Annotated in this window: 19 protein-coding genes and 1 pseudogene; 15 read left to right on the forward strand and 5 right to left on the reverse strand. The window is 45.8% G+C overall.

Features of this window, described 5'->3' with window-relative positions:
* Positions 1-51 precede the first annotated feature (51 nt).
* Both PFJ30894_RS02800 and PFJ30894_RS02805 read left to right on the forward strand, forming a co-directional pair.
* Positions 52-681, forward strand: a complete 630-nt coding sequence (locus tag PFJ30894_RS02800) for a YigZ family protein (RefSeq protein WP_125668967.1) — start codon at positions 52-54, stop codon at positions 679-681.
* A gap of 30 nt (positions 682-711) precedes the next feature.
* Positions 712-2,118, forward strand: coding sequence for an alanine/glycine:cation symporter family protein (locus PFJ30894_RS02805; RefSeq protein WP_125668968.1), 1,407 nt, complete (start codon positions 712-714; stop codon positions 2,116-2,118).
* 81 nt (positions 2,119-2,199) lie between these two features.
* On the opposite strand, the gene PFJ30894_RS02810 is transcribed toward PFJ30894_RS02805, so the two are convergent.
* Both PFJ30894_RS02810 and PFJ30894_RS02815 read right to left on the reverse strand, forming a co-directional pair.
* The gene (locus PFJ30894_RS02810; RefSeq protein WP_125668969.1) at positions 2,200-5,184 is read right to left on the reverse strand and encodes an autotransporter family protein; all 2,985 of its coding nucleotides are present in this window, start codon (positions 5,182-5,184) and stop codon (positions 2,200-2,202) included.
* Between the two features lie 289 nt (positions 5,185-5,473).
* Positions 5,474-6,124 carry a nicotinamidase gene (locus tag PFJ30894_RS02815; RefSeq protein WP_125668970.1) on the reverse strand — a complete coding sequence of 217 codons (651 nt, stop codon included), beginning with the start codon at positions 6,122-6,124 and terminating at the stop codon, positions 5,474-5,476.
* 168 nt (positions 6,125-6,292) lie between these two features.
* Between PFJ30894_RS02815 and PFJ30894_RS02820 the strand changes: the two genes are divergently transcribed.
* The 8 genes from PFJ30894_RS02820 (at position 6,293) to PFJ30894_RS02855 (ending at position 14,381) form a co-directional block, all read left to right on the forward strand.
* Positions 6,293-6,700, forward strand: coding sequence for a Fur family transcriptional regulator (locus PFJ30894_RS02820; protein WP_021718674.1), 408 nt, complete (start codon positions 6,293-6,295; stop codon positions 6,698-6,700).
* 132 nt (positions 6,701-6,832) lie between these two features.
* A complete protein-coding gene (locus PFJ30894_RS02825) occupies positions 6,833-7,717 on the forward strand; it encodes a metal ABC transporter solute-binding protein, Zn/Mn family (protein ID WP_125668971.1) in 885 nt (294 codons plus the stop codon).
* Positions 7,718-7,728: 11 nt separating this feature from the next.
* Positions 7,729-8,448, forward strand: a complete 720-nt coding sequence (locus tag PFJ30894_RS02830) for a metal ABC transporter ATP-binding protein (protein WP_125668972.1) — start codon at positions 7,729-7,731, stop codon at positions 8,446-8,448.
* A gap of 11 nt (positions 8,449-8,459) precedes the next feature.
* A complete protein-coding gene (locus PFJ30894_RS02835; RefSeq protein ID WP_167457009.1) occupies positions 8,460-9,344 on the forward strand; it encodes a metal ABC transporter permease in 885 nt (294 codons plus the stop codon).
* On the forward strand, positions 9,334-10,149 hold the full coding sequence (locus tag PFJ30894_RS02840) for a PHP domain-containing protein (RefSeq protein ID WP_125668973.1): 816 nt from the start codon (positions 9,334-9,336) through the stop codon (positions 10,147-10,149). The genes PFJ30894_RS02835 and PFJ30894_RS02840 overlap by 11 nt, the downstream gene beginning before the upstream one ends.
* A gap of 14 nt (positions 10,150-10,163) precedes the next feature.
* Positions 10,164-11,297: a DUF362 domain-containing protein gene (locus tag PFJ30894_RS02845; protein ID WP_021718669.1), complete on the forward strand. Its 1,134-nt coding sequence runs from the start codon at positions 10,164-10,166 to the stop codon at positions 11,295-11,297.
* A gap of 14 nt (positions 11,298-11,311) precedes the next feature.
* A complete protein-coding gene (locus tag PFJ30894_RS02850; RefSeq protein WP_021718668.1) occupies positions 11,312-11,632 on the forward strand; it encodes a heavy metal-binding domain-containing protein in 321 nt (106 codons plus the stop codon).
* Between the two features lie 415 nt (positions 11,633-12,047).
* Entirely contained in the window at positions 12,048-14,381 is a 2,334-nt protein-coding gene (locus tag PFJ30894_RS02855) for an autotransporter outer membrane beta-barrel domain-containing protein (protein ID WP_125668974.1), read from the forward strand.
* A 60-nt stretch (positions 14,382-14,441) separates the two neighbouring features.
* Here the strand turns inward: PFJ30894_RS02855 and PFJ30894_RS02860 are convergent, their stop codons facing one another.
* The gene (locus tag PFJ30894_RS02860; RefSeq protein WP_113077635.1) at positions 14,442-14,804 is read right to left on the reverse strand and encodes an MmcQ/YjbR family DNA-binding protein; all 363 of its coding nucleotides are present in this window, start codon (positions 14,802-14,804) and stop codon (positions 14,442-14,444) included.
* A gap of 99 nt (positions 14,805-14,903) precedes the next feature.
* Positions 14,904-15,608: a phosphoribosylaminoimidazolesuccinocarboxamide synthase gene (purC, locus tag PFJ30894_RS02865; protein ID WP_125668975.1), complete on the reverse strand. Its 705-nt coding sequence runs from the start codon at positions 15,606-15,608 to the stop codon at positions 14,904-14,906.
* Between the two features lie 371 nt (positions 15,609-15,979).
* Between purC and PFJ30894_RS02870 the strand changes: the two genes are divergently transcribed.
* From PFJ30894_RS02870 to PFJ30894_RS02890, 5 genes and pseudogenes are all read left to right on the forward strand, one after another.
* The gene (locus PFJ30894_RS02870; RefSeq protein WP_113077541.1) at positions 15,980-18,067 is read left to right on the forward strand and encodes a glutamine synthetase III family protein; all 2,088 of its coding nucleotides are present in this window, start codon (positions 15,980-15,982) and stop codon (positions 18,065-18,067) included.
* Positions 18,068-18,172: 105 nt separating this feature from the next.
* Positions 18,173-19,866, forward strand: a pseudogene (locus PFJ30894_RS12010) (ammonium transporter).
* A gap of 206 nt (positions 19,867-20,072) precedes the next feature.
* Positions 20,073-20,342, forward strand: coding sequence for a hypothetical protein (locus tag PFJ30894_RS02880; protein ID WP_021718662.1), 270 nt, complete (start codon positions 20,073-20,075; stop codon positions 20,340-20,342).
* A 269-nt stretch (positions 20,343-20,611) separates the two neighbouring features.
* Entirely contained in the window at positions 20,612-21,046 is a 435-nt protein-coding gene (locus PFJ30894_RS02885; RefSeq protein WP_046430522.1) for a stalk domain-containing protein, read from the forward strand.
* A gap of 256 nt (positions 21,047-21,302) precedes the next feature.
* Positions 21,303-23,183 carry a sensor domain-containing diguanylate cyclase gene (locus tag PFJ30894_RS02890; RefSeq protein WP_125668976.1) on the forward strand — a complete coding sequence of 627 codons (1,881 nt, stop codon included), beginning with the start codon at positions 21,303-21,305 and terminating at the stop codon, positions 23,181-23,183.
* A gap of 273 nt (positions 23,184-23,456) precedes the next feature.
* On the opposite strand, the gene PFJ30894_RS02895 is transcribed toward PFJ30894_RS02890, so the two are convergent.
* Entirely contained in the window at positions 23,457-24,929 is a 1,473-nt protein-coding gene (locus PFJ30894_RS02895; protein ID WP_125668977.1) for a GntR family transcriptional regulator, read from the reverse strand.
* Between the last annotated feature and the right edge of the window lie 22 nt (positions 24,930-24,951).

Below are 24,951 nucleotides of genomic sequence, written 5' to 3' on the forward strand. Positions count from 1 at the left end.
TATTGCCTTATGCTATAATAAAAACAGCGTATTGGAAAAGGAGTAAAAGCATTGTATACTATCAGGACCGATTACCGTGACGAAACAGTTATTGAGAAATCGCGGTTCATCTGCACGTTGAAAAAAGTAAGCAGTGAAACAGAAGCGCAGGATTTCATCAAGGCTGTAAAAAAAGAGTTTTGGGATGCTACGCATAATTGTTCTGCTTATATTATTGATGAGCTGGCGCAAAGATCGAGTGATGACGGCGAACCGTCAGGAACGGCAGGACTGCCGATGCTTGAAGTGCTGCGGAAAAATCAGCTGAGCGGCGTTGCGGCGGTAGTGACAAGGTATTTCGGCGGGATCAAGCTTGGTGCAGGCGGGTTAGTGCGCGCGTATACTGGCAGCGTGTCCAAAGCTGTTCAAAGCTGCGGCCTGGCACGGAAGATTTTAATGGGTACTTTTGCTTTAAGTGCGGACGCGGCGGACGCAGGAAAACTTCTGAATATTATCTATCAGCAGCAGCTTTTTACAGTGGCGTCGGTAGAATATGGTCAGCAGGCCAGGATTTTGCTGTATATGAAACAAGAGCAGCAGGATGAGGCGGAGCGGTGGCTGACTGAGGCGCTTAATACGGCAACGCAGCTGGAACAGGTCGGCAGCGAATATGTAGAGGTACCTGCCGAGAGAGAAAAGTAATAACAGGTCTGATTATGAAGGAGAGAGAAAATGGAGTTTTTAGAGAGTTTTGTTGCTTTTACCAATGATATTTTATGGTCATATGTTCTGATTGTGATGCTGGTAGGTCTGGGGATCTGGTTTTCATTGCGGACACGATTTGTACAGGTGCGCTGCCTGAAGGAAATGGTACGTCTTTTAAAGGAAGGCGTTGGACAGAAGACTGAACATAACCATATTTCTTCCTTCCAGGCATTTTGTGTCAGCACTGCTTCCCGTGTTGGTGTTGGTAATATTGCCGGCATTGCGATCGCTATCGTCAGCGGTGGTCCCGGAGCGATTTTTTGGATGTGGATCATCGCCATTTTAGGTTCGGCTACGGGCTTTATTGAAAGCACGCTGGCGCAAATTTACAAAGTTCCGCGTGAAGGCGGCGGTTACCGCGGCGGACCTGCTTATTATATTAAGAACGTACTGGGAAACAAACCAATGGCGGCCTTGTTTGCCGTTTTGATCAGTGTGACCTTCGGTTTGATTTTTAATTCGGTACAGGCGAATACGATCACAATTTCCCTGCAGGCTGCCTTTGGACTGGATCGTTTCGTGATGGGCTGTATAATTGCCGCTTTGACCGGTATTGTCATTTTCGGCGGCGTGGCGCGTATTGCGAAGGTTGCTGAATGGATGGTGCCGATTATGGCCGGTTTGTATCTTTTAATAGCTTTAGGCGTGACCTTGATGAATATAGAGAAACTGCCGCAGGTTTTCAACGCTATCTTCAGTTCGGCCTTTGATCTGCAGGCTGTTGCCGGCGGCGGTATGGGTGCGGCACTGATGACCGGTATAAAGCGCGGCCTGTTCTCAAACGAGGCTGGTATGGGCAGTGTGCCGAATGCTGCTGCTACTGCCAGTGCTTCGCATCCCGTAAAACAGGGCCTGATCCAGGCTTTTGGAGTTTTTGTTGATACTTTACTGGTATGCTCGGCTTCAGCTTTTATCGTGCTGTTGTCCGATGGTTATACTGAAGGTAAGCTGACCGGTATCGAATTGGTGCAGCAATCCTTGTCACAGCATTTAGGACCATGGGCGCCGAGTTTTCTGGCAGGAATGATCTGTCTGTTTGCGTTCAGTTCTATTGTAGGCAATTATTATTATGGTGAGATCAACATCGGGTTTATCAGTAAAAATTATATGACGCTGATGTTGTTCCGTGTTTTCGTAGTGGGTATGGTACTGTTTGGCAGTGTGGCTAAAGTTGCCCTGGTATGGGATCTGGCCGATCTGTTTATGGCGCTGATGGCGATAACGAATTTAGTGGCGATCGCGATTTTAGGCAAGTATGCTTATATTGCTTTGCATGATTATATGGATCAAAAACGTGCCGGTATCGTAGAGCCGGAGTTTGATCCGGCGATATTGCCAAGCCAGCGTGGTATTGAGGTGTGGAAAAAGAAGTAGTTTAATAAATAATTGTAAAAATATAAATAGTTGTAAAAAAGCATCGCTCTTTAGAGCGATGCTTTTTGTTAAATAGTGCCGTTAAAAAGTCCAGCGAGCGCCGATGTTCCACTGCCAGTCTTTTTTGAAGTCGCTGCCTGTACTGCGTTCTACGTCAAAATAGAGGTGGCTGCTTCTGCCTGTTTTTAAAGCCGCGCCGATACCGTATTCAAACCAGGTATCATTAAAGATATCGCTGACGGTTACTGCGCCGCTGCTGTCGCGCATGCTTACGTCATAGCTGCCGCCAAACTCGTGCAGCAGGTTGGCTTTAGCATAGACGATACCTGTAGAGCTGACCTCTTTGCCGATGTTGAAGCCAAGGCGGCCAACGGCGCTTTGGCTTCCGCTTTGCCTTACTTCGATACCGTTATTGGTCGTATAGTTGTCGCCCCCCAGATAACCAAGCGTAAGCTGCGCCTGCGGCTCTATATACCAGCCGTTTTGCAAAGTGTTTTTACGGCCGTATTCAGCGCTCAGCGACACGCCTGTATTATTAAAGTCACCGGTGATCTTGTTGCTGTTGGTATCGTAAACAGCAAAATCATTGTCCATATTGCTGATTTTAAAGACGACATCCAGGTAATGCCCTTTGCTGCCGATCTCCGTATTATAGAAACTGATCGCCTTATTGCTGTTATCGCCGCTGCCGCTGCCATAGCTACTGTTGCCGTCAGTATAGCTGAGCGCCGCGCCCTGATAACGTTTTACCTCAGCAGTGTTTTTAGTCAGCTCGTCATAGCCCAGCTCATAAGCCGTATATTTATTTTCAAAACCAAATTTGCCGCTGCGGCCGATTTTACTGCCGTGGGTGCGGAACCAAGCGCCCGTTTGCTCGTCGCCGTTGTGGCGCAGCTCGCCCATACGTTTCAGTAGCTTGTCGTTTTCTGTCCGCCAGGTATGATAATTGAGAGCGTTAGCCGACAAAATAGTATCCACGCTGGTAGTAGTCTGGTCGGTATGGGCTATTTTGTCTAAATACCAGTCTGTGGTAAAGCCGGTTGTTTCGCTGGCTTTGCTGGCCAGATCGTAGTGGGTATAAAACAGCGTTCCTTCACGGTCTTTGGCCGTAAAGGTGCCGCTGCCGTTGACACTGGCCAGCACCAGCCAGGTTCCTTCCGTACTATCGCCTGCAGGTACATAATTATCCTTCTGGTAGATGTCTAAAGCTTGCGTACCGCTGAAATCTTCGGTGACCAAGATCTTATCGCTCTTCATATCGCGCACGTCGATATCTTGCTTGATAACGCCATCACTGCCACTAAGTTTTTTAGTGGTTAAGGTGCTGTAGGTATTATTGTCGGCACGCATATCTATGATACCGCCATTTAAAGTCAGGTCTGTGGTCTTGGAGGTTTGGGTCATGTTCCAGACGGCGCTGTCAGCCAATCCCAGCTTGGCAGAAGCGTTGGTTTCGTAATTTATATCGCCGGTGAGAGAAGAGTCCAGCCCGTTAAGATTTAGCAGGATAGTTCCCGATCCTCCCGCATGTATTCTGCCGATGACGACGTTTTGAACATTTTGATTAGCTTTATTTACTTCTATTGCTCCGCCGTTTTTAGTATAAAGGGCATAAGCGTTGGTTGTGCTTGCAGCTTTAGCTTCGATATGACTGCTGCCGCTGATAGAAGTGTGACCGTCGTCACTGTCCTGGACAGAAACAGCATAAGCTTTTCCCAGTGTTCCCGTGCTTTCGGCAGTGATGATATTAGTGGCCGCGTTAAGATAAATACTGCCGCCTGAAGTACTATAATTAGTGTTTTTATTATTGCAGACGGCGTAAGCATTTTTACTCAAAGCACTGGCAGTAGCCTTGACCTTTAAAGCTGCGCCGCCGATTTTAATTTCGCCATTGGCGCTGCTTTGCAGACCATAACTACTACCTTTAGAAGAAGCAACTGTTATTTCAGTAGTACCTGTAGTGCTGTTATTATTGATATAGGCATTGCCGGCTTTTTGGCTTTCACCAGATAAACTGGGTTCCAAACATATACCATAACTGCCGGCAGAACCGGTAGAAGTAACGTTGATAGCAGTATTTTGTGAAGTTATGTTCAGATCGGCGTTGCCGGTCATCAAAATACCGATACTTTTAGCCCATTTTGCTGTAGTAGCTGCATTGATTACGATATTTTCATGATTATCAAAGAGGATATCCCGAGCTGCATAAATACCTGCGGCGTGGCTGGTATATTGATAGAGGGGATTGTTAAGCTCCGCTGTTATTGTAGTGTTTTTGCCATGGAACTCCATGGCGTTACCGGAAATAGCGGAGTCAGAATCAATTCTTACTCCGCTTATATACGGACTGGCTGTTCCGCCTGTCGCTTTTATTATGTTATTGTCACCATTTAAAATTATTTGCCCGCTCCTGTTTGTCAGCAGTCCATAACTTTGGTTATCGCTCTTAACAACAATATCTAAATTGCCATTGACATTTATGGAACCATCTGTGTCTGCCGTCATGCCGGAAGTGTTAGCACCACTGTTTTCGTTTGCGTTTATATTTATGAATGTGTTTTCTGTATTCAAAAGCACACTTCCGCCAGCTTTTGTATAAATTCCGGCAGCAAAGCTTTTAGTTGTAGAACTATTAGTTCCGCTTGCGCTTTTTTGTGTTGCATTGATGATCAGTGTTTTACCCTGCATGGTAACAGTTTCATTGTTATGTAATGATGTAATGACATGAGTAGCTGTACTTGTGTAACTTGGTTTTTCTACAATATCAAATTGAAGTTTGTTGAATTTTATTTCTACATTTTGTCCATCGGAAGCGATTATGCCGCTTAAATCACCGGTTTGAGTGACAGTTGAGTATTTTTTCCCTAAACTATCCCCCTCAATGTATTGTTCGTCAACGTTGGTGTAATCTTGGCTAGAAATAATAGGATCATCCTGGCTGATATCAATAGTTATAGTATCCTTAGTCGGTTCTGTCGCATAAACAACTGAATTTGTCAAAAAAGCAGAAGTGCTTAACCCCATGAGCAACCCTAAGGTAATAGTTCTAGCAAGTTCCTTTTTCAAAACATCATCCCCTTGTTGATTTGTTTAAAAATATTAATAAAAACTAATAATTGCTAAAATTATAGCACTTTCGCCCCCCCTACAAGACCTCTCCGTTTTTTTTTCTATTAAAAGAATAGGTATAATTTAAATGCTAATAGTAATAAGCGACAAAAAACACCGCCGCTCAAAGTTACAGAACGACGGTGTCGATGCTTGTATATATTGTTGTGTGGGATAATGCCTCTTTTAAGAAGCGTGATAATAAATAAAGCAGCCCGTCCGCATTAATGCGGACGGGCTGCTGCGGTTACAGCATTTTCTTTAATTCTGCGGTATTTTCGACAATCGTGACGTCGTGGGTACGCATTTCTTCGAGTGCCGCCGCAACTGTATCGGGAGCGATTCCGCGGCAGGCGGCAAGGTTCAGGATGACCTCGAAACCTGCGGCACGTAATTGCAAAACAGTATTTTTTACGCAGTAGTCAGTAGCCAGGCCACCGCAGATCACTGTAGTGATGCCATGTTCACGCAGATACTCGATCGCGCCGGTAGAAAGTGTGTTGGCTAAATCATGGTAACAGGCCCCGTAGGGATGTTTGTCGATTTCAATACCTTTGTAGACCTGAAAGTCGTAGTTCTTAGGTTCAAGACCAGTAATAAATTCAAAACCTTTGGTCCCAACAATGGCATGAGCCGGCCAGTATACATCGACATCGGGGTAGCCTCTGACGGGACTGAGCACAGGATGTCCGCTGCCTGCGATCCAGACTGCCTGAGGGGAATGGGCGTCACGCGAGCCGATACGCAGCGACGCTAGAGCTGCCTGGGCATTCAGCTCTCCAACGATCTGGTCGCCTTCGGCAACCGGAAGTTCGTCCGGACAGACCGGAGTAAAGGTATTTTGAGCGTCGATATCGAACGCGGCGATTTTATTTTGGGCGGGTAATTTAGTAAGCATGGCAAAATCCTCCTTAAAAAAGATGCTTGTTAATAGTATTATACTCTATTTTAGCAGGTGATTATAGAGCTTCTTTAAATTGCAGGTAATTGACTGTGTGCTTGACAAGGTTTTTAAATCAGAGTAAGATGTGAATATGAATTTCAATTTCAAATTAGGAAGTGCCTTATGAAAAAACGTAATCCTTATAAAACGGCTCAGCAGGAAGCGATGCTGCAATATTTTTTAGAGGATAAACATAATTTTTTAACTGTTAAAGATTTGCTGAGCAGCCTGCAAAAATTGCAGATCGACATCGGTCAGACGACGGTGTATCGTTTTCTGGAGCGGCAGGCTTTGGAAGGATCTGTCATTAAAATCCAGCCGGTTGATGGATCGGGAACGCAGTATTGGCGTCTGCCCTGTCCGCAGGCTGATTTAAGAGGGAAGCTGGTGTGCCTGAAATGCAGAAAAGTCATTCCTCTGAGCTGTGAGCACTTAGATATGTTTTCAGAGCATGTGCTGCATAAGCATAAATTTAATTTAAGCCTGCAGCACAGCATTTTATATGGTTATTGTGAAGATTGTGATAACTGAGCAGTCTGAGGAAAGAGGTGATAAAGAGTAAAAATAAGGTTGGTGCGTTCTGGCAAGGGCTCACCGGGGAGAAGTGAAGCGGCTTACTGCTTAATAATAAATTTTAGCTGCGGTAATTTGTAGGAGGTAAGAATGAAGAGGTTTTTAGTTGTAATATTGGGTGTGGTTTTACTGGCGGCAGTCGGCTGCGGCAGTGAACAAAAACAGGCTGATGGCAAGCTGCCGGTAGTGGCAAGCTTTTATCCCATGGCTGATTTTACCAGACAGATCGGCGGAGACCTGCTGCAGGTGGATACATTGATCGCTGACGGTGTTGAACCGCATGACTGGGAACCGACAGCCAAGGATTTAACAAAATTAGGCAATGCCAGGCTGTTTGTTTATAACGGCGGGGTCGAGAATTGGGCCCGGCCTGCTTTAGAAGCTGTAAAGGATAAGCAGGTAGCCAGTGTGGAGGCCGGCAAAGGGCTGTTTGACGAAAAAGCTACTCATGTAGATCCGCATGTCTGGCTGAGTCCGAGAAAAGCTGTATTGGAAGTTGCTGCAATAACGGCTGCTTTGGTGCAGGCTGATCCTGAACATGCTGCTGTTTATAAAAAGAACAGCGAAGCCTATCAGAAAAAACTGCTGCAGCTTGACCAGCGTTTGACAGAGCTGGCGGCTAAAGCACCGCAAAAACTGTTTGTCACGACTCATGCCGCCTTTGGTCATCTGGCTGAAGATTATGGTCTGCAGCAGGTAGCGATCATGGGTATTTCTCCTGATGCGGAACCAACTCCGGCTGATTTGAAAAATCTGATCAGTACGATCAAAGACAATCAGGTAAAATATGTTTTCTTTGAAACTCTTGTCAGTCCCAGAATCGCTCAAACTGTTGCGGAAGCCTCCGGAGCTGAAACGCTGGTGCTTGATCCGCTGGAAGGTTTGAGTGAAGCAGGCAGAAACAACGGCGACGATTATTTAAAAATCATGACGCGGAATATCGACAATCTGGAGTTGGCATTGGGCGTTAAATAAACGGTGGATCTATGGAAAATATCATTAAAATAAACAAATTAGGCTATAATTATGGCGAAGGCTGGATTCTGCACGATCTTTCGGTGGAGATTGCCCAGGGAGATTTTGTTGCCGTTATTGGCCCTAACGGGGCAGGGAAAAGTACGCTGCTGCGTCTTTTAGCAGGCATTCTGCAGCCGACTTCCGGCGAGATAGAGCTGTACGGAACGCCGCTGCCGCAATTCGAGGATTGGGAAAAAATCGGTTATGTACCGCAGAATCCTGCTAAACAGCATCGCGATTTCCCAATCAGTGTCAAAGAGGTTATCGGGCTGGGCCTTTTGTGTGGCAGCAGTATGTTTCAGAAAATTTCCCGGGCTGGCAAAGCCAGAGTAGAAACGATGCTGGAACGGTTTTATCTTCAAGAGCTTGCGCATCGTAAAATAGGTGAGTTATCAGGCGGTCAGCAGCAGCGTGTCTTTTTGGCACGCGCTATGGTGCGGCAGCCTGAACTGCTGCTTTTGGACGAGCCTGCTACCGGAGTCGATCCGGATGCGAAGATCGAACTGTACAGAATGCTCAGGGATATCAACCGTGAGCTGGGTGTGACCATCGTGATGGTGTCGCATGATTTGGAGCTGGCAGCCGAAGTGGCGCATAATGCTTTGTGCCTTGACCACGATGTCTGCTTCTGGGGCGACGTACAGCAGGCGCTGGTGCATCGTCATAAGCACGGTTACTTTTACAGATAGAAGGTACTTATATGTTGGAAATGTTTGAAACAGAATTTATGCAGCGCGCCTGGCTGGCAGGTTTGATCGTGGCAGTGATCTGCCCGTTGATCGGCAGTTTTTTAGTGCTGCGGCGGCAGTCGATGATCGGTGACGGCCTGGGACATATCGCCTTCGCCGGTGTAGCGGGCGGAGCGCTGATGGGCTGGCAGCCCGTTTTGAGCGCAGCAGCGGTCACTGTGCTTGGGGCGCTCGTGATAGAATGGGTACGGACCAGGCTGGCGGCCTTTTCAGAGATGATTTTAGCAATTTTCTTTTACAGTGGTATCGGGCTGGCAGTTGTTTTTACAAGTATGAACCGTATGGGCGGTTTTAATTTAAGCAGTATTTTATTCGGCAGTCTGATGACGATCAGCAGCAGCGATTTATGGATAGTGGCCGGCCTGGGGATTTTTGCCTGTATTTTTGTGGTACTTTTTTACCGGCCGCTGCAGTATTTGACCTTTGATGAAACATCGGCACGGGTGGCAGGCTTGCCTGCTGACCGACTCAATATGTGGCTGGCGGTGCTGACGGCGCTGACAGTTGCGCTTTCGATGCGTATCGTAGGACTGCTGCTGGTTTCCGCTATGATGGTGATACCGGTAGCCTGCGCACTGCAGACAGCACGCAGCTTTGCCGGGACAATTTACGGCGGTATTGCTTATGGGCTCGTTATCGTTTCAGGCGGACTGACCTTATCTTATTATGCTAATTTAGCGCCGGGCGGCACTATTGTACTGACTGGTACCTGTATGTTTATTTTGAGCTGTTTATTTGGCAGACATTTTTATCAGAAACCGCAGGCACAGGAGAATCTGACGGCAGAATGCAAGATCTGCCGCTGCAGGAAGGAGGAGCAGACGGATGCAAGTTGATCTACATATCCACAGTACCGCTTCTGACGGTACCTGGACTCCGCCGGAAGTCGTTGCAGCGGCGCTTGCAGCAGGGCTGGGAGCTATTGCTGTTACCGATCATGACAGCGTGGCCAATGTGGCGGCGACACATGAGCTGGCCGTCGCAGCAGGATTAAAATTTATTCCCGGTGCGGAGATCTGTTCGACGAAAGACGATTTCTGTTTTCATATCCTGGGTTATGGTATCGATGTCACAAACAAACGGCTGATGGATTTATTGGAGCATAATGAGCGGCTTTTGAACAGCAAGGATGATGAAAGCATAAAAATGTTGATCGAACGAGGCTGGCCGCTGGATTTTGAAGAGTTTTTGCGGTATGATTATGATAGAAGACGCGGAGGCTGGAAAGCCCTGGCTTTCTTGCAGGATAAAGGGCTCTGCGGCGATGTCAATGATTTTTTCAGCAGGATTTTTACCAAAGAACATGATCTTGGTTTTCCGGTTTTTCCTTCGATCAAAGAAGTTGTGGATGCCATCCATGCTGCCGGCGGCGTAGCTTTATGCGCGCATGCAGCCAGCAGTTTTCATGGGCCGGGGCTGGCAGCGACACTGCTGGAATTGGCGAAGGAAGATTTTGACGGGTTTGAATGTTACCATTCGGGACACAGCAGGGAAGATACTGCGGCACTGCTCACTTATTGCCGTCAGCATCAGCTTCTTGTCAGCGGCGGCAGTGACTGCCACGGCAGTTTTGTGCCGTCACGTGCGCTGGGCCGGCCTGTTATCGACAGCAGCGACCTGAATTTACCAGGATTGTTATAAGGGAGGAATGGAATATGACGAAGGCAAAAGTTTATTTTTCGGATATGCGTACCAGATATGGCGGGTTGAGTTTACCGCAGAAGCTGGGTAAGCTGATCGAAGCAGCCGGGATCGGAGATATTGATTTTCAGAATAAATTTGCGGCGATCAAGATCCACTTCGGCGAACCGGGCAATCTTTCTTTTCTGCGCCCCAATTATGCCAAAGTAGTTGTTGATACCGTTGCCGCACAAGGAGGACGTCCGTTTCTGACAGACTGCAACACTTTATATGTAGGCCGTCGTAAGCATGCACTGGAGCATATTACAGCTGCTTACGAAAATGGTTTCAGTCCTTTTTCAACAGGCTGTCACATCATTATTGCCGACGGCTTGAAGGGTACTGACGAAGCTTATGTAACTGTGCCGGGCGGCGAATTGGTGCAAGAGGCGAAAATAGGCAAAGCATTGATGGATGCGGATATCGTGATTTCCCTGAACCATTTTAAAGGTCACGAAGCTACTGGTTTCGGCGGCGCTATTAAAAATATCGGTATGGGCGGCGGTTCTCGTGCCGGCAAAATGGAAATGCACCATGACGGCAAACCGCATATCAGTGAACGCAAATGTATCGGCTGCGGTGCCTGTGTGCGGATCTGTGCGCATGGTGCGCCGATCATCGAAAATAAAAAAGCGCATATCGATCTGGATAAATGTGTTGGCTGCGGACGTTGTATCGGTGCCTGTCCGATGGACGCGGTGAAGCCGCCCGCTGATGGTTCCAGCATGGAAGCGCTCAATAAAAAGATGGCGGAATATGCCTGGGCTATTTTGCACGGCAGGCCGCATTTTCATATCAGCCTGATCGTTGACGTATCTCCTTACTGTGATTGTCATGCGGAAAATGACGCACCTGTAGTGCCTAATATCGGTATGCTGGCATCTTTTGACCCGGTGGCGCTGGATCAGGCCTGTGCAGATCTGGTCAACGCAGCGCCGGTCATGGCGAACTCACTGCTGGACGATCATTTAAAAGCTGATCCGGAAGGCTGTCAGGGACATGATCATTTCCATAACCTGACACCGGAATCTGAATGGAAGACCTGTCTTGCTCATGCCGAAAAGCTGGGTATGGGAACACGCGCGTATGAACTGGTAACAGTAAAATAAAAGGAGCTGACAGTATGATTGTTACGACCACACCTGCTGTAGAAGGCAGAAAAATCGTTGCTTATAAAGGTATTGTTTTTGGGGAAGTAGTTTCCGGCGTCAATTTTATCAAGGATATGTTTTCCAGCATTACGGATATGATCGGCGGCCGCAGCGGGACCTATGAAAAGGAACTGCAGGAAGCACGTGAAAAAGCGCTGGCAGAAATGTCTGAACGCGCCGCTAAATTGGGCGCCGATGCCGTAGTCGGTGTCGATGTGGACTATGAAGTGCTGGGCGAAACTAACGGTATGCTGATGGTCAGCGTTTCCGGAACCGCAGTTAAACTGGACTAAGAGTATATAACTAAAACCGTGAAGTGGTACTTGAAAGTTGGATAATTAAATAGAGCTCAATGCTATCAGGGCCTGTTGTCTGTATTTTACAGACAACAGGCTCTTTAAGTTTTTTTGTGTGTTTTGATAACAATTGAATCGAAAATTTGTGCAAGACCATAAAAAGTTTGAAATACACCAACGTAAATGTCTTGCGGGGGGGTACAGATGTGGTAATATATCATAAGAGATACAAAATAATTAAAAAATATTAAATAAAACGGCTGTTTTGTATCCGGAAATTCAAGACCTATGTCAGAAATTTTTATTTGATCTTAAATAATCAAGAAAAGGGGATGGTGCTGAATTTTAGGGTGTATGGACAGATATTGAATCATTTTGCCTGTGTTGAAATTTATTGAAGAAGGTGTAGAAAATGTTGGGTAAAACTAAGAAAAATTTGGCACTAAAAATAACACTGGGATTAGTATTAGCTTTGCCGGTAGGAACAGCTTTAGCGGCGGATACAGCGACAATTGTTGATTACGATGCTCTTACTGTGAAGCCAAATGCGGAATTTATATACCACGGCGAGGGCGATAAGAAAGCAGATTTTACTGCTGCAGATATTAAACGCAGTGAAACGCAATGTGTATATGGAATTTTTGTTGGGGATAAAGCCGTTTTGAATGCGGCATCAGAAAATATAAACATATCGGTTACTAATACGGAGGGTGAAGCAAGAGCAGTATATGCGGGGGCTTTCACTGATAAAGACAAGCATGTTATAAATGGCGGGACATTAAACCTTGGTGACAATACAACTAAAAATGTCACGGTGAAGGTTGACGCGAAAAAAGATGCTCTGGGGCTGAATGCAATACGTTCAACGGACAACAGTGAGGTTGAACCGGGCATTATTAATGTCAAAGGTGAAAATGTAAGTATTGAAGCCAATTCGGCGGAAGGATTAGCTGTTGGTATTTGGGCACAAAATAATAAGACTGTAAATGATGGCAATCCGTCCACTGTGAAAATAGATGCTGATAACACATATATTAACGTAACTTCTGGTAATAAAGTGCCAACCGCAGGGGAATATAATAATATCGGCATTGTTAATTATAGCGGTGCTAAAGTAATTATTAACGGTAATTTAACAGTAGAGTCAGGAACTTTTTTGAGCACTCGCGGCGGTGCAACAACAGAGATCAATAAAGATGGCAAGGGCACAGTTAAAATCAACGGAGATATTAATTTTAACTATGACCAACCGACATCAGGAACATCGGTAGATGCAATTGTTGATTTAAATTTAACAACACAAGACTCTGTCTTTAACGGCAATATCTTTGTTAACGGTAATCCTTATCCGCCAGACGGGAAAAAAGAGGTTGGCGGCATGAACTTAGGACTTGCCAACGGTGCACAATGGAATACTGATGAGAACAGCTTTGTTAATAAACTAAATTTTAACGATGGTATTATTAATGTGAATGGCGGTGAGGGACAGGAAGTTAAACTTGGTGACATTAATGGCAGTGGAGGCACTGTAAATATGTTAACGAGCTCCGATTTAAAAACCGCCAAATTATCAATTGGTACGATAGAATCTGATGCTGTAAATAAAATCGATCTCAAAGCCAAAGCGGCGGCCGGTCCTAAACTTACAATTAATTACACTGGTATCACCGCCGACGATCTTAACAATGTGGCTGATGATTTAGGGGGTTTAGCTAAAAATATTAGTGTTGCGGAAGGTACTAATACTGGTCTTACAGCTACGGCTAATGTAGCAGAAGGTTTGTTAAAGGGTTCGGTAAGCGCTGATCTGGATACTGCTGCCATCGGCAGTACGGTCAAGGTTGACAGCGTCAAACAAAATAAGGAAAGTTCTACTATGACTTCTATACGCAATATTGCCAGTGTGGCGATCGTTTCATGGCGGCAGGAGGACAGCACGCTGAGCCAGCGGTTAGGAGAATTGCGTAACAGCAAGGGAGACCAAGGCATTTGGGCACGTATGAGCCGCGGTGAATTTGAATACAGCGGCGCTTATAAAAATCAGTATAATTTCTTCCAATTGGGCTATGATAAAGCTTTTGGCAGCTGGCATTATGGTGCGGCAATAAGCCATAACGACGGAAAAACTACTTACGATAGCGGTAAAGGTGAAAACAAGAGCACCTCCCTGTCACTTTATGGAACCTGGCTGGGTGACAGAGGACATTATACTGATATTGTTTTAAAACAGGGTCGTTTATCCAACGAATACGATAATTATGCGGCAGCAGGGCATACTCATGGCGATTATGATGCTTGGGGAACTTCCTTGAGCGGTGAATATGGTATGAAGGTAGGTCTCGATAACGGCTGGTATGTAACGCCGCAGGCTCAACTGACCTTGATGCGTATCGGCGGTGAGGATTATACTACTAATAACGGTATCAAAGTCAACCAGGATACACTGGAGAGCTGCGTTGGACGAGTGGGCTTTGAAATGGGTAAAACTATCAGCGATAAAGGCAGCATTTATGCCAAAGCTTCATTGCTGCATGAATTTGCAGGTAATGCCGATACTTATCTGAGCCTGAATAGTATCAGCAACAGCTACAGTCAGGATATTGGCGGCACCTGGTATGAAGCAGGCCTGGGCTTCAACTTCAAAACTACGGACAACAGTTATGTTTATGCTGATGTAGTTAAAACATTTGGCGATGATATTAAAACTCCGTGGCAGTGGAATGTGGGTGCTCGCTGGAGTTTCTAAGCAGTATTGAAATCTGAACAGAAGAGAAATAAAAAAGCACCGCCTGAAAGCGGTGCTTTTTTATTTCTCTGTTTTTCTCATGGGCTTCGCTTTTGGTATTTTGGGCGCGGTCAGTTCAAAGCTGTGGGCGATCATGGCAAATAATTCGCCTTTGGGTACACTGTTTACTTCGACGGTGTTCCAATGTTCTTTGTTCATATGCCAGGCCGGGTAAACGCCTTTGTAAGTACGGCGCAGAAATTCGGATCTGACAGGATCACATTTCAGATTTATGCAGAGCTTGCCTTGAAGATGCATAATACAGGCAAACCATTTACCACCGGATGGATGGCGCATAATAGTGAGATCGTTATCGGCAAAGGGATAATCTTCGACAGCATTAGGATAAGTAAGGCAATGAGCGATCAAGGTTTGTTTTTCCATGGCAGATACCTCGCTTTCGTCAGGCGGCATTAATTTTATCATAATTATATAACAAAAAAGCCGACCTCGCAGTCGGCTTTTTATTTTGTGATATGCTAATTATTTCCCTGTCAGTCTTTTGATGATTTCCTGATAGGCTTCTTCGACGCTGCCCATATCACGGCGGAAACGGTCTTTGTCTAGTTTTTCGTTAGTATCCCAGTCCCATAAACGGCTGGTATCAGGTGTGATCTCGTCGGCGAGGATCACTTTTCCGTCTGCATCGACGCCAAATTCCATTTTGAAGTCGATCAGGCGCACTTTACGTTCAGCCAAAAAGGCTTTTAAGATTTCGTTGATCTTCAGGGCGTAGGCTTTGATTTCTGCAACCTGTGCATCGGTTGCCAAGCCAAAAGCTTCGGCATAATCGGCGTTGATCATCGGATCGCCAAGATCGTCGTTTTTATAGTAAAATTCTACGATAGGGCGTTTCATAACATAGCCTTCTTCGACGCCCATTTTTTTGGCCAGGCTGCCGGCGGCGATGTTACGGGTAACTACTTCCATGGGGATGATACTGACTTTTTTACACAGCGCTTCACGATCGCTGAGCTTTTTGATCTGGTGATGGGGGATGCCGTGCTTGGCAAGCAGGTCAAAGAAAAAGCTTGTGATCGTATTATTCATAATGCCTTTATCTGCGATAGTGCCTTTTTTGAGGCCGTTCATGGCGGTAGCGTCATCTTTATAATAGATGATTACTTCATTGGGGTTCTCGGTTTCAAAAACTTTTTTGGCTTTGCCTTCATACAACATTTTTGCCATTGTCTGTAACCTGCTTTCTTTTAAATAAATTTATTAGTAGAGCCGGCGAATGTAAGGCACTCGTCGCCTGCTAAATCGCAAGTGTTGATATTGGTAGATGGATTTTTTACATTGTTAGTTTAGCTTGTTTGCTTTTCATTGTCAATGATTTTTCGGAACATTTAATATAAAAAATAGTAAAAAAAGACGCTTTTATGCTAAAAATCCGAACATTAAAATAAAAATATGAAAAAATATTTGCTAAAACTCTTTACAAATCCTGAAAAGTGATTTATAATCACAGCATAAGCAACAGCGAAGTTGCGGGCCAAGGCCTGAGTTCGCCGTTGCTTTTTTTTATTCTGTTTAGTTTCAGTGAGGGGGAGAAAATTATGAGCAATGTACCGAAAATGTTTGGCAGCCTGGTATTTAATGAAACGGTTATGAAAGACCGTTTGCCGACAGCTACCTACAAGACTTTCAAAAACGCTGTCTTAAAAGGCGAAGCGCTGGATCTGCCGATTGCCAACATCATCGCCAATGCGATGAAAGACTGGGCGCTGGAACATGGCGCGACCCATTTTACCCATTGGTTCCAGCCGATGACCGGTATTACTGCCGAAAAGCATGAAAGCTTTATCGCTCCGACGGCAGACGGCCGCGTTATTATGGATTTCTCCGGGAAAGAACTGATCCAGGGCGAGCCTGATGCTTCCAGCTTTCCTTCGGGCGGTCTGCGCGCTACTTTTGAAGCCCGCGGCTACACTGCTTGGGACCCTACCTCTTATGCGTTTATCAAGGATGGCTGTTTATGTATCCCGACTGCGTTTTGCTCCTATACCGGCGAAGTATTGGATAAAAAAGCGCCGCTGCTGCGCTCGATGTGCTGTGTCGACCAGGCTGCCAGACGTATACTGGCGCTGTTCGGGCAGGCGACCGAGAAGGTTGTGACTACTGTCGGGCCGGAGCAGGAATATTTCCTCGTCGATAAGGAGATGTGGGAGCAGCGTAAGGATCTGGTATATACGGGGCGTACACTGTTCGGAGCCAAGGTTCCGAAAGGGCAGGAGATGGAAGACCATTATTTTGGCATCATCAAGCCGCGCGTCCTGGCTTTTATGAAGGAGCTGGATGAGGAGCTGTGGAAGCTGGGCGTGCTTGCTAAAACGGAGCATAACGAAGTTGCTCCGGCCCAGCATGAGCTGGCACCTATTTTTACTACTACTAACGTAGCTTCTGATCATAATCAGCTGACAATGGAATTTATGAAGCGCGTTGCCCTGCGTCACGGACTGGTATGCCTGCTGCACGAGAAACCCTTTGCTGGCGTTAATGGCAGCGGTAAGCATAATAACTGGTCTATTGCGACTACTGAAGGCGATAATTTACTGAATCCCGGTAAAGAACCACATAAAAATACCCGTTTCTTACTGTTTCTCGCAGCTATCATCAAAGCTGTTGATGAATATCAGGATCTGCTGCGCGTAAGTGTAGCCAGCGCCGGTAACGATCATCGTCTCGGCGCGAACGAAGCGCCTCCTGCGATAGTATCTGTTTTCCTGGGGACGGAGCTGACCAATATTCTGGAAGCTATCGAAAAAGGGAAGCAGTACAATCCTGACGCGGCGGCGTTATTGAAATTGAGCGGCGATGTTATCCCGGCACTGACCAAGGATAATACGGACAGAAACCGTACGTCTCCGTTCGCTTTCACCGGCAACAAGTTCGAGTTCAGAATGCTGGGCAGCGAGTTTTCTATCGCCGGCCCTAATATCGTTCTCAATACTATCGTTGCCGAAGCTTTGAATCAATTCGCAGACAAATTAGAAAAAGCAGCCGATAAAGATGCTGCCATGAAGAAATTGATCAAAGAAACCATCGTCAAGCATAAACGTATCGTGTTCAACGGTGACGGTTATACGGACGCATGGGTAGAAGAGGCCAAATCGAGGGGGCTTCTTAATCTTAAATCCACACCGGAAGCGCTGCCTTATATGGAAGCGGAAAAAAATATCGAATTGTTTGTTAAACACGGTATTTTTACAGCGACCGAGGTGCGTTCCCGGGTGGAGATCATGCTGGAAAAATATGCCAAAACGATCAATATCGAAGCCTTGACGATGCTGGATATGCTGTATAAGGATATCCTGCCGGCGGCAGCGGCTTATACTAATGACCTGCTAGGCAATGCTGCGGCTAAAAAGGACTTGGGGATCAAAAACTGCTTTGAAGCTGATCTGGCGGCGAAGATTTCCGAGTTGACCGCTAAAATGTATAACAGCGGTGAAAAGCTGGCCAAAGCGCTGAAAGGTGCTGAAAAATGCGTTGATATGAAAGCTGAGGCCAACTATTATCATGACACGGTTTTAAAAGAAATGGAGCTCCTGCGCAGCTATGCTGATGCTGCCGAAGAGCTGATCGGTGAAGACTATCTGCCGTATCCGACCTACGGCAAGCTGCTTTACGGCGTCAACAATTAAAGGACGCCCTGGGGAAGCTGACAACGCGAAGAAGCGTATCCGCTGAGGATACGCTTCTTTTTTATAAATAGAGCTAAAATGATTGGATGTGGGGGGACTATGATGATGGAAAAATACGCAGCAGCGGATACGATGTGGGTACTGATCGGCGCGTTTATGGTATTTTTTATGCAGCCGGGTTTTGCCATGGTCGAGACCGGTTTTACCAGAGCTAAAAATGCCGGCAATATCGTGATGAAAAATTTTATGGACCTGTGTCTGGGCAGTATCGTTTTTTGGATCATTGGCTTTGGCCTGATGTTTGGCACGGATATCGGCGGTTTGATCGGTGCGCCTGATTTTTTTGTGCAAAACGATTATGGGGCGTCTTATCCGTCCTGGGCCTTTTTTATCTTTCAAACTGTTTTCTGTGCTACGGCGGCGACTATTGTATCAGGTGCTATGGCCGAACGGACGAAGTTTTCTGTTTACTGTATCTATACAGTATTTTGATCAGCGCGGTTATTTATCCGGTCTCGGGGCATTGGATCTGGGGCGGCGGCTGGCTCGGCGCCATGGGTTTTCATGATTTTGCCGGTTCTACGGCGGTCCATATGGTCGGTGGTGTAGCCGCGCTTGTCGGTGCCAAGATACTTGGTCCGCGTATTGGAAAATATAATGCTGACGGCAGTGTCAATGCCATACCGGGACACAGCCTGACGCTGGGCGCTTTGGGCGTATTCATTCTCTGGTTCGGCTGGTTTGGCTTTAACGGCGGCTCTACAGTTTGCGCGACCGGTGACGATGTCCTGACATCAATGGGCAGGATCTTTGTTACTACTAATATGGCCGCTGCCTCTGCCGCGACGGCAACGATGTTCCTGACCTGGCTGCGTTACGGCAAGCCTGATGTATCGATGACCTTGAACGGCGCGCTGGCAGGATTGGTCGCTATTACTGCTGGCTGTGACGCAGTCAGTGTTCCGGGAGCTTTTGTGATCGGTATCATTGCCGGGCTTGTGATCGTTTTTGCAGTAGAATTTTTTGACCAGATTGCCAGAATCGACGATCCTGTCGGCGCAATTTCGGTACATGGAGTCTGTGGTGCGCTGGGCACGCTGCTGGTTGGTGTTTTTGCAGTAGACGGCGGTCTGCTGTACGGCGGCGGCAGTGAGCTGCTGATCATTCAGGCGACAGGAGTTGCAGCGGTAGCGGCGTATATCGGTATCGTGATGACGCTGATTTTTCAAATCCTCGATAAAACTATCGGACTGCGGGTCAGCACGCGTGAGGAAATCGCCGGGCTGGATATGGAAGAGCATGGTCTGGCCAGCTCTTATGCCGATTTTATGCCGGCAGCAGAAGATTTCCATGGTGCTGTGACTGCTCAGGAAGCAGCAGAGGCTGGTGCTGCCGTTACTCACGTTACTGCCGCTCTGCCGGCAGCAGGCAGACCGAAAATGACGAAGATCGTGATCATTACTTCGCAGCTGCGTTTTGAGATCTTGAAGGAAGCTTTGGATAAACTTGGTATTACCGGTATGACGGTAACGAAGGTTTTGGGTTACGGGCTGCAGAAAGGCAATACCGAATATTACCGCGGTGCGGAAGTAAGCGTGCATCTGCTGCCCAAGGTCAAAGTAGAACTTGTTGTTTCGGCTATTCCTGTGGCTGCGGTGGTGGCCGCTGCGAAAAAAGTGCTTTATACCGGTAAGTATGGCGACGGTAAAATTTTTATCTATGATGTAGAGAACGTCGTTAAGATACGTACTGGCGAGGAAGGCTACGAAGCCCTGCAGGACGAGCCGATCGAGGCATAATAAATAAAGCTGACTGGCGGTACTGTCCTGATATGGCGGCAGTACCGCTTTTTAGTAATCATATTTTAGAAAATAATGCAACTAATAATTATTATTAAGATTTTTGACTGTCGCTGCTTTCTGTGATATAGTGATAATAACAACAAGCGATGCTGTCATTCATTGGCAGCGCGCCGTTGATCTTGAAAAGACAGGAGTTGAAAGTTATGTTGTATACCGCAGAAGACGCGATCCAGATTTATCATGCTAAATCATCGACTTTGGAATTTTTTGCGGCAAAAGTGCCGAAAGCTGCCTGGCAGGGTATCCGCAAAGAAGATATTGAGCCGGCTCAGGAATATTACAGTGACGATATTATTGTAGATTTTGATTTGCTGGACCGGGACGCTTATGAAGAAAAGGTCTGCGGCGGTGCTCATAGCGATCTGCCCGATGCGGCGTTTCCTGTTCTGGTGATCGTCAAGTCTTTGGATTAAAAAATTTTTATACTCAAAAATGACCTTTGCAGGTACTGCGCTTACAAAGGTCGTTTTTTTATTTACTTCTACTGTTTCAGGGGGGTTAAGGGCTTTAAAATGCGCCATTCAGACCTGTAAAAAAGGCGGAAAAAGTATTTTTGTAAGTAAACTGTAATTTTTTTCTAGTTGATATTTAAATATTGAAAACTTCACACAGATGAAAAAGTGTATATAATAAAAATCGTAAACAAAACCTGCTCAGCAGGAAAGGAAAGAGGTCAATGAAAATGAAAAAATCTGTAATCGTAGTGGTCTGCTTATTATTGGTAGGCATTTTTGGCTGGTCTATCGCTAAAGCCAACAGCGCCGATATCAAAGTCCATCTTGGTGCAGGAACCATCGTTATGGATCAACAAGAGCTGGTATTAACTCCTGATGAAGCCATCATGGTTCAAGAAGATACAGTATACCTGCCCCTGCGTCCGCTGATGGAAAAAATGGACTACCAGGTATTCTGGGATGCCGGTATGCAAAATGTTTCGATGGAAAAAGGTGATCAGACCTATTTTATGACTATTGGCAGCAACCAATATGTACGCAATGGCCAAACCATTACTTTGGACAACGCTCCGATTTTAGTAAATGGCAAGACTATGGTGCCGGTTACATTCTTTACCAACGTCATGAACAAAACTGTTGAAGTTTCCAATAGCCATGTTTAAGCCTTAACGGCAATTACATCTCATATATAGTTTCCTACAGGCAAAACACCGCTTTTACAGAAAGCGGTGTTTTGCTTTTTTTCAGCGGCAGTAAAAAACAGCGGCCGGGCTTAAAAAATAAAGATAAAAGTATTTATTTGCTAAAAGTAAAAATGCTATAATATAAAAAATAGGTTATAATTAATAGCGGATAACCTAATTGTTTTATTTTGTAGAATTCAGAGAGCGTTTGTAAAAAATAGAAAGAGGTAGCTTTATGTGGGGAAAACTGCATCGTGAGCTGATCGTCATAACTATAATCTCAGTTTTGATCCTGGCGGTTTCTTTTGCATTCAATTTCAGTGCCAGTCAAAAGGACATTCTGGAACGCCAGACTTACGATTATTTGCTGGACGCAGCCCATCATACCAAGGTTATTCTGCATACCGAGATCCAGCGGCAGAATGAATTACTGGATATCGTGCTGAGAAACGCTCCTCGATATGAAGGGCAGAAGGATAATTTGATCAATCTTTTGAGTACAGTTTCCAACACAGGGCATTTTTCGACTGTTGGACTTACTTATCGTGGTCAGAAAACCCTGATGAGCAATGGCGAGGAAATCGATATCCTGGATCAGGATTATTATAAAAGGGCCTTAGAGGGAGAAGAAGTTGTTGAAGGGCCGGTCGTTTTGCCGTCCAGCGGCAGAAAAGTAGTTATTCTGGCTAAGCCACTGTATAAGGATGAAGAGGTCATCGGCGTTGTCCATGAAGCCTATGATCTTGACAATGCGACGAAAACGCTGCTGGCGGTGCTGAATATGCAGCAGGACCGCATTACGATGATCGCAGATGAAAAGGGCGATGTGATTATGGGCATCGGCAATGGCAAGCAGGGAAATTTCTTTAAATTCCTGGAGCAGGAAGCCATTGGCTGCTCGATGACGGAGCAAGACCTGGAAAAAGCTATTGCCAATAAAGAAAGCGGCGCTTTCTATTATACTGATATCTTTGGCGAGACACAGTATGTAGTCTTTGCGCCTGTAGAAGTTAACGACTGGTACACTTTCCAGATCGTTTCAGGAACCAATCTTCTGGCAGATCAGCAGATGCTGAATAAGATCGCCCGGGATACGATGGGAAAATATTTCCTGCTCATCTGTCTGTGCTTTCTCGTTATCATCTATATCTGGCGGCAGATCGAAAAAGACCGTTTAAAACAGATCAACGCGGAGATAGAGGGTCTGCGGCTGACGGCGGGCTTGATGGAAGGCTGCATGTTTGAATTTGATCTGAAAGCATGTAAATTTCTGATCGTAAAAAATACCGGTGAAGGTGCGGCCAGGCATAATACCGAAAAACAGATACTGGAAAAATTGGGCGGCTTTATTACTGATACTATTGCGGAAAAGAATAGCAGCAGTTTAAATAAGTATTTTCATGAGGAAGACAGCAGTGCCGTGCAGAAGGCTCTGACAGAATTGCAAAGGGCCGGCAGGACAGTTTTTCAGGGGCGCCTGCATACTTCTGATGGCGATTATCACTGGTATCGTTTTTATATGGCGGTGGTATTTGATGATAAGCGGCAGATCAAGCGTGTTTTAGGTAATGTTCTGGATATCAACGATACGCAGAATAAATTTGCACGGATGCAGCATAAGGCTGAGCGTGATCCTTTGACGGGTATTTATAACCGGGCTGTTTTTGAAAAATATGTCAATGAGGTTTTAGCTGACAGCTCGAAACGGCAGCATGCCTTTTTCCTGCTGGATATTGATGATTTTAAAAATGTTAACGACAGCAGGGGACATGCCTTCGGTGATACGGTGCTGTGTGAGCTTACTGCCAATCTTGAGCGCAGCTTCCGCAGCTCGGATCTGCTGGGCCGTATCGGCGGCGATGAATTTGCGGTGCTGATGTGTGATATCACCAGTATGGAAAATGCCCTGGTGAAAGCCGGGCAGATCTGCAGTCTGTACACTAAAGGCGCGGCAAAAGAAGGACTGAAGATATCCTGCAGTATCGGGATGGTGTTCTGTGAATCTGACGACGGCGCTGCTTTTGACGACCTGTATCAGAAAGCGGACAGCGCTTTGTATAAAGCCAAGGGAAAAGGCAAAAATGTTTTTGTCGTATTTGATGAAAATATGCTGTGAGAACAGCAGGGAATATTCCTGGAAAAATGTAAAAGCAGCTTCTCATCTTAATAATGGAGAAGCTGCTTTTTGATTTAAAAATAAATTTCTGAAAAACTATTTTGAAAAAAATGGGAATGTGCTATAATAACATAAATTAAAATATTGCGAATTTAAATATTGCGATATTTAAAATTCGTGAAGTCGATTTTCGGCAAGGTAGATTGCAACCCTCTCCGCCTTGTTTGAAGATATTCCCCAAAAATAGACCTGCCTTAGGGCAGGTCTATTTTTTTATTTGATATTTAAATCTGGTATCTTGTAAGGTGTTGCAAGCTTTGCGGCTTCCTGCAGGCCATGCTGTATAATAAAATCACGGATCGTTTCAAGGATATAGGAAAAACAAATTGCCAGATAAGTGCTGAAACCTTCAATATCCCGTGCTTCCAGGTATAAATAAGCCTGCCATGTATATTTGCAAAGAGTATCCGTCGTTCCTGCAAGATTCTGGCGGTGAAAAGCCAGATAATAACCCCAGTGCAGCAGTTTATTGGTTTCCTGCAGTATCGCCCGCAGCGGCTGCAGCTCCGTAAGTTCGATCAGGGAATTGACTATTAAGGCCAGGGGTACTTTACCTGGCTGACCAAATTCTGACCGCCAGGCTTTCTGTGTCTGGGGATCGATCCTGCCGGCTGCAGCCACAGCGACAGGCTTGATAATAACTGACATTAGCTGCAAGGCGCTGAGATAGATCAGCGTATCTTTTTTGTAACGCTCGTTCTGCATACAATTAGCGGTGATGAAGGTAGGCGGCAGCCTGACAATAGTGCCCTTGGTATTGATGGTTTCTGCGAAGCCGATCTCGTTGAGCAGAGCCAGCGATTTGCGGATCGTGGAAATAGAGACTTTGTAGTTTCTGGCCAGTACAGCTTCATAAGGTAAAAGTGTACCGGGCTCATAGATGCTGGCGGCGATCTTATCGATCAGGTCACGGGCGATCTGGGTATAGTAATGGTCGCGTCCTTTTTCAGCGCTCCAGTTATAATCATAAACAGGTTCGGGAATCTCTGCCTGTTGGTATTTTTTGTATACTTTCCGGATATATTTGTTGACTGAAACAGAAAAGCTGAGATACATATCATTGAAACGCTTATTGACAAGCTGGTAATCATTACTCTGTAAAGCAGCCAGCAGCAGCCGGAAGGTTTCCGGATCATACTTAAACAGCATATTTTTAGGTGCCGCTAAAGTAACCTTAGAATAAGTTTTCAGACTGTTATACAGATCGTTATAGAGCAGATTGTTGGAGCTGCGCAGCAGTTCGTTCAGCAGAGCTGAAAAAGCGGCATCGAGCGCTGCAGTATCCTGACAGTTATTTTTTTTGAGCAGCTTCTGATAGGAAGGCAGCTTTTTGATATCGCAGTGTGCGGCAGAAAAATGAAAAATGGACGGTAAAATGAGCCCCATGGTTTGATAAACTTCTGTCAGCGACTCCTGACGCCGCAGCAGACCAACAGCATAGCTTTGAGAAGCACTGTTTTTTTCAGCCCGGTAAATGACACGTGCCGGTTTGCGTTCTGTCGTTTGGATCAGGCCTTCTGTTTTTAATCTGGCCAAAACATCTTTGACGGTGCGGATACCGACATTATAAATGGCTGCAAGCTGCGGCATGGAAGGCAGAGTATCGCCAGGTTTCAGATGGCCGCAGGTGATCTGGTCGTGTAAATTTTGATAAAGAAATTCAAATAGCGTATTTTTGCTTAACATCGCCAATATCCCTTCGAAAATA

It is taken from the genome of Phascolarctobacterium faecium (assembly GCF_003945365.1).
Lineage (GTDB): Bacteria > Bacillota > Negativicutes > Acidaminococcales > Acidaminococcaceae > Phascolarctobacterium > Phascolarctobacterium faecium.

Excerpts from the sequence above, each read along its gene's own strand:
- PFJ30894_RS02885 (WP_046430522.1), top strand. The coding sequence starts at position 20,612 with ATGAAAAAATCTGTAATCGTAGTGGTCTGCTTATTATTGGTAGGCATT.
- PFJ30894_RS02860 (WP_113077635.1), bottom strand. The coding sequence starts at position 14,804 with ATGGAAAAACAAACCTTGATCGCTCATTGCCTTACTTATCCTAATGCT.
- PFJ30894_RS02820 (WP_021718674.1), top strand. The coding sequence starts at position 6,293 with ATGAAAAAACGTAATCCTTATAAAACGGCTCAGCAGGAAGCGATGCTG.
- PFJ30894_RS02845 (WP_021718669.1), top strand. The coding sequence starts at position 10,164 with ATGACGAAGGCAAAAGTTTATTTTTCGGATATGCGTACCAGATATGGC.
- PFJ30894_RS02830 (WP_125668972.1), top strand. The coding sequence starts at position 7,729 with ATGGAAAATATCATTAAAATAAACAAATTAGGCTATAATTATGGCGAA.
- PFJ30894_RS02855 (WP_125668974.1), top strand. The coding sequence starts at position 12,048 with ATGTTGGGTAAAACTAAGAAAAATTTGGCACTAAAAATAACACTGGGA.
- purC (WP_125668975.1), bottom strand. The coding sequence starts at position 15,608 with ATGGCAAAAATGTTGTATGAAGGCAAAGCCAAAAAAGTTTTTGAAACC.
- PFJ30894_RS02840 (WP_125668973.1), top strand. The coding sequence starts at position 9,334 with ATGCAAGTTGATCTACATATCCACAGTACCGCTTCTGACGGTACCTGG.
- PFJ30894_RS02815 (WP_125668970.1), bottom strand. The coding sequence starts at position 6,124 with ATGCTTACTAAATTACCCGCCCAAAATAAAATCGCCGCGTTCGATATC.
- PFJ30894_RS02890 (WP_125668976.1), top strand. The coding sequence starts at position 21,303 with ATGTGGGGAAAACTGCATCGTGAGCTGATCGTCATAACTATAATCTCA.
- PFJ30894_RS02835 (WP_167457009.1), top strand. The coding sequence starts at position 8,460 with ATGTTGGAAATGTTTGAAACAGAATTTATGCAGCGCGCCTGGCTGGCA.
- PFJ30894_RS02870 (WP_113077541.1), top strand. The coding sequence starts at position 15,980 with ATGAGCAATGTACCGAAAATGTTTGGCAGCCTGGTATTTAATGAAACG.
- PFJ30894_RS02805 (WP_125668968.1), top strand. The coding sequence starts at position 712 with ATGGAGTTTTTAGAGAGTTTTGTTGCTTTTACCAATGATATTTTATGG.
- PFJ30894_RS02825 (WP_125668971.1), top strand. The coding sequence starts at position 6,833 with ATGAAGAGGTTTTTAGTTGTAATATTGGGTGTGGTTTTACTGGCGGCA.
- PFJ30894_RS02880 (WP_021718662.1), top strand. The coding sequence starts at position 20,073 with ATGTTGTATACCGCAGAAGACGCGATCCAGATTTATCATGCTAAATCA.
- PFJ30894_RS02850 (WP_021718668.1), top strand. The coding sequence starts at position 11,312 with ATGATTGTTACGACCACACCTGCTGTAGAAGGCAGAAAAATCGTTGCT.
- PFJ30894_RS02895 (WP_125668977.1), bottom strand. The coding sequence starts at position 24,929 with ATGTTAAGCAAAAATACGCTATTTGAATTTCTTTATCAAAATTTACAC.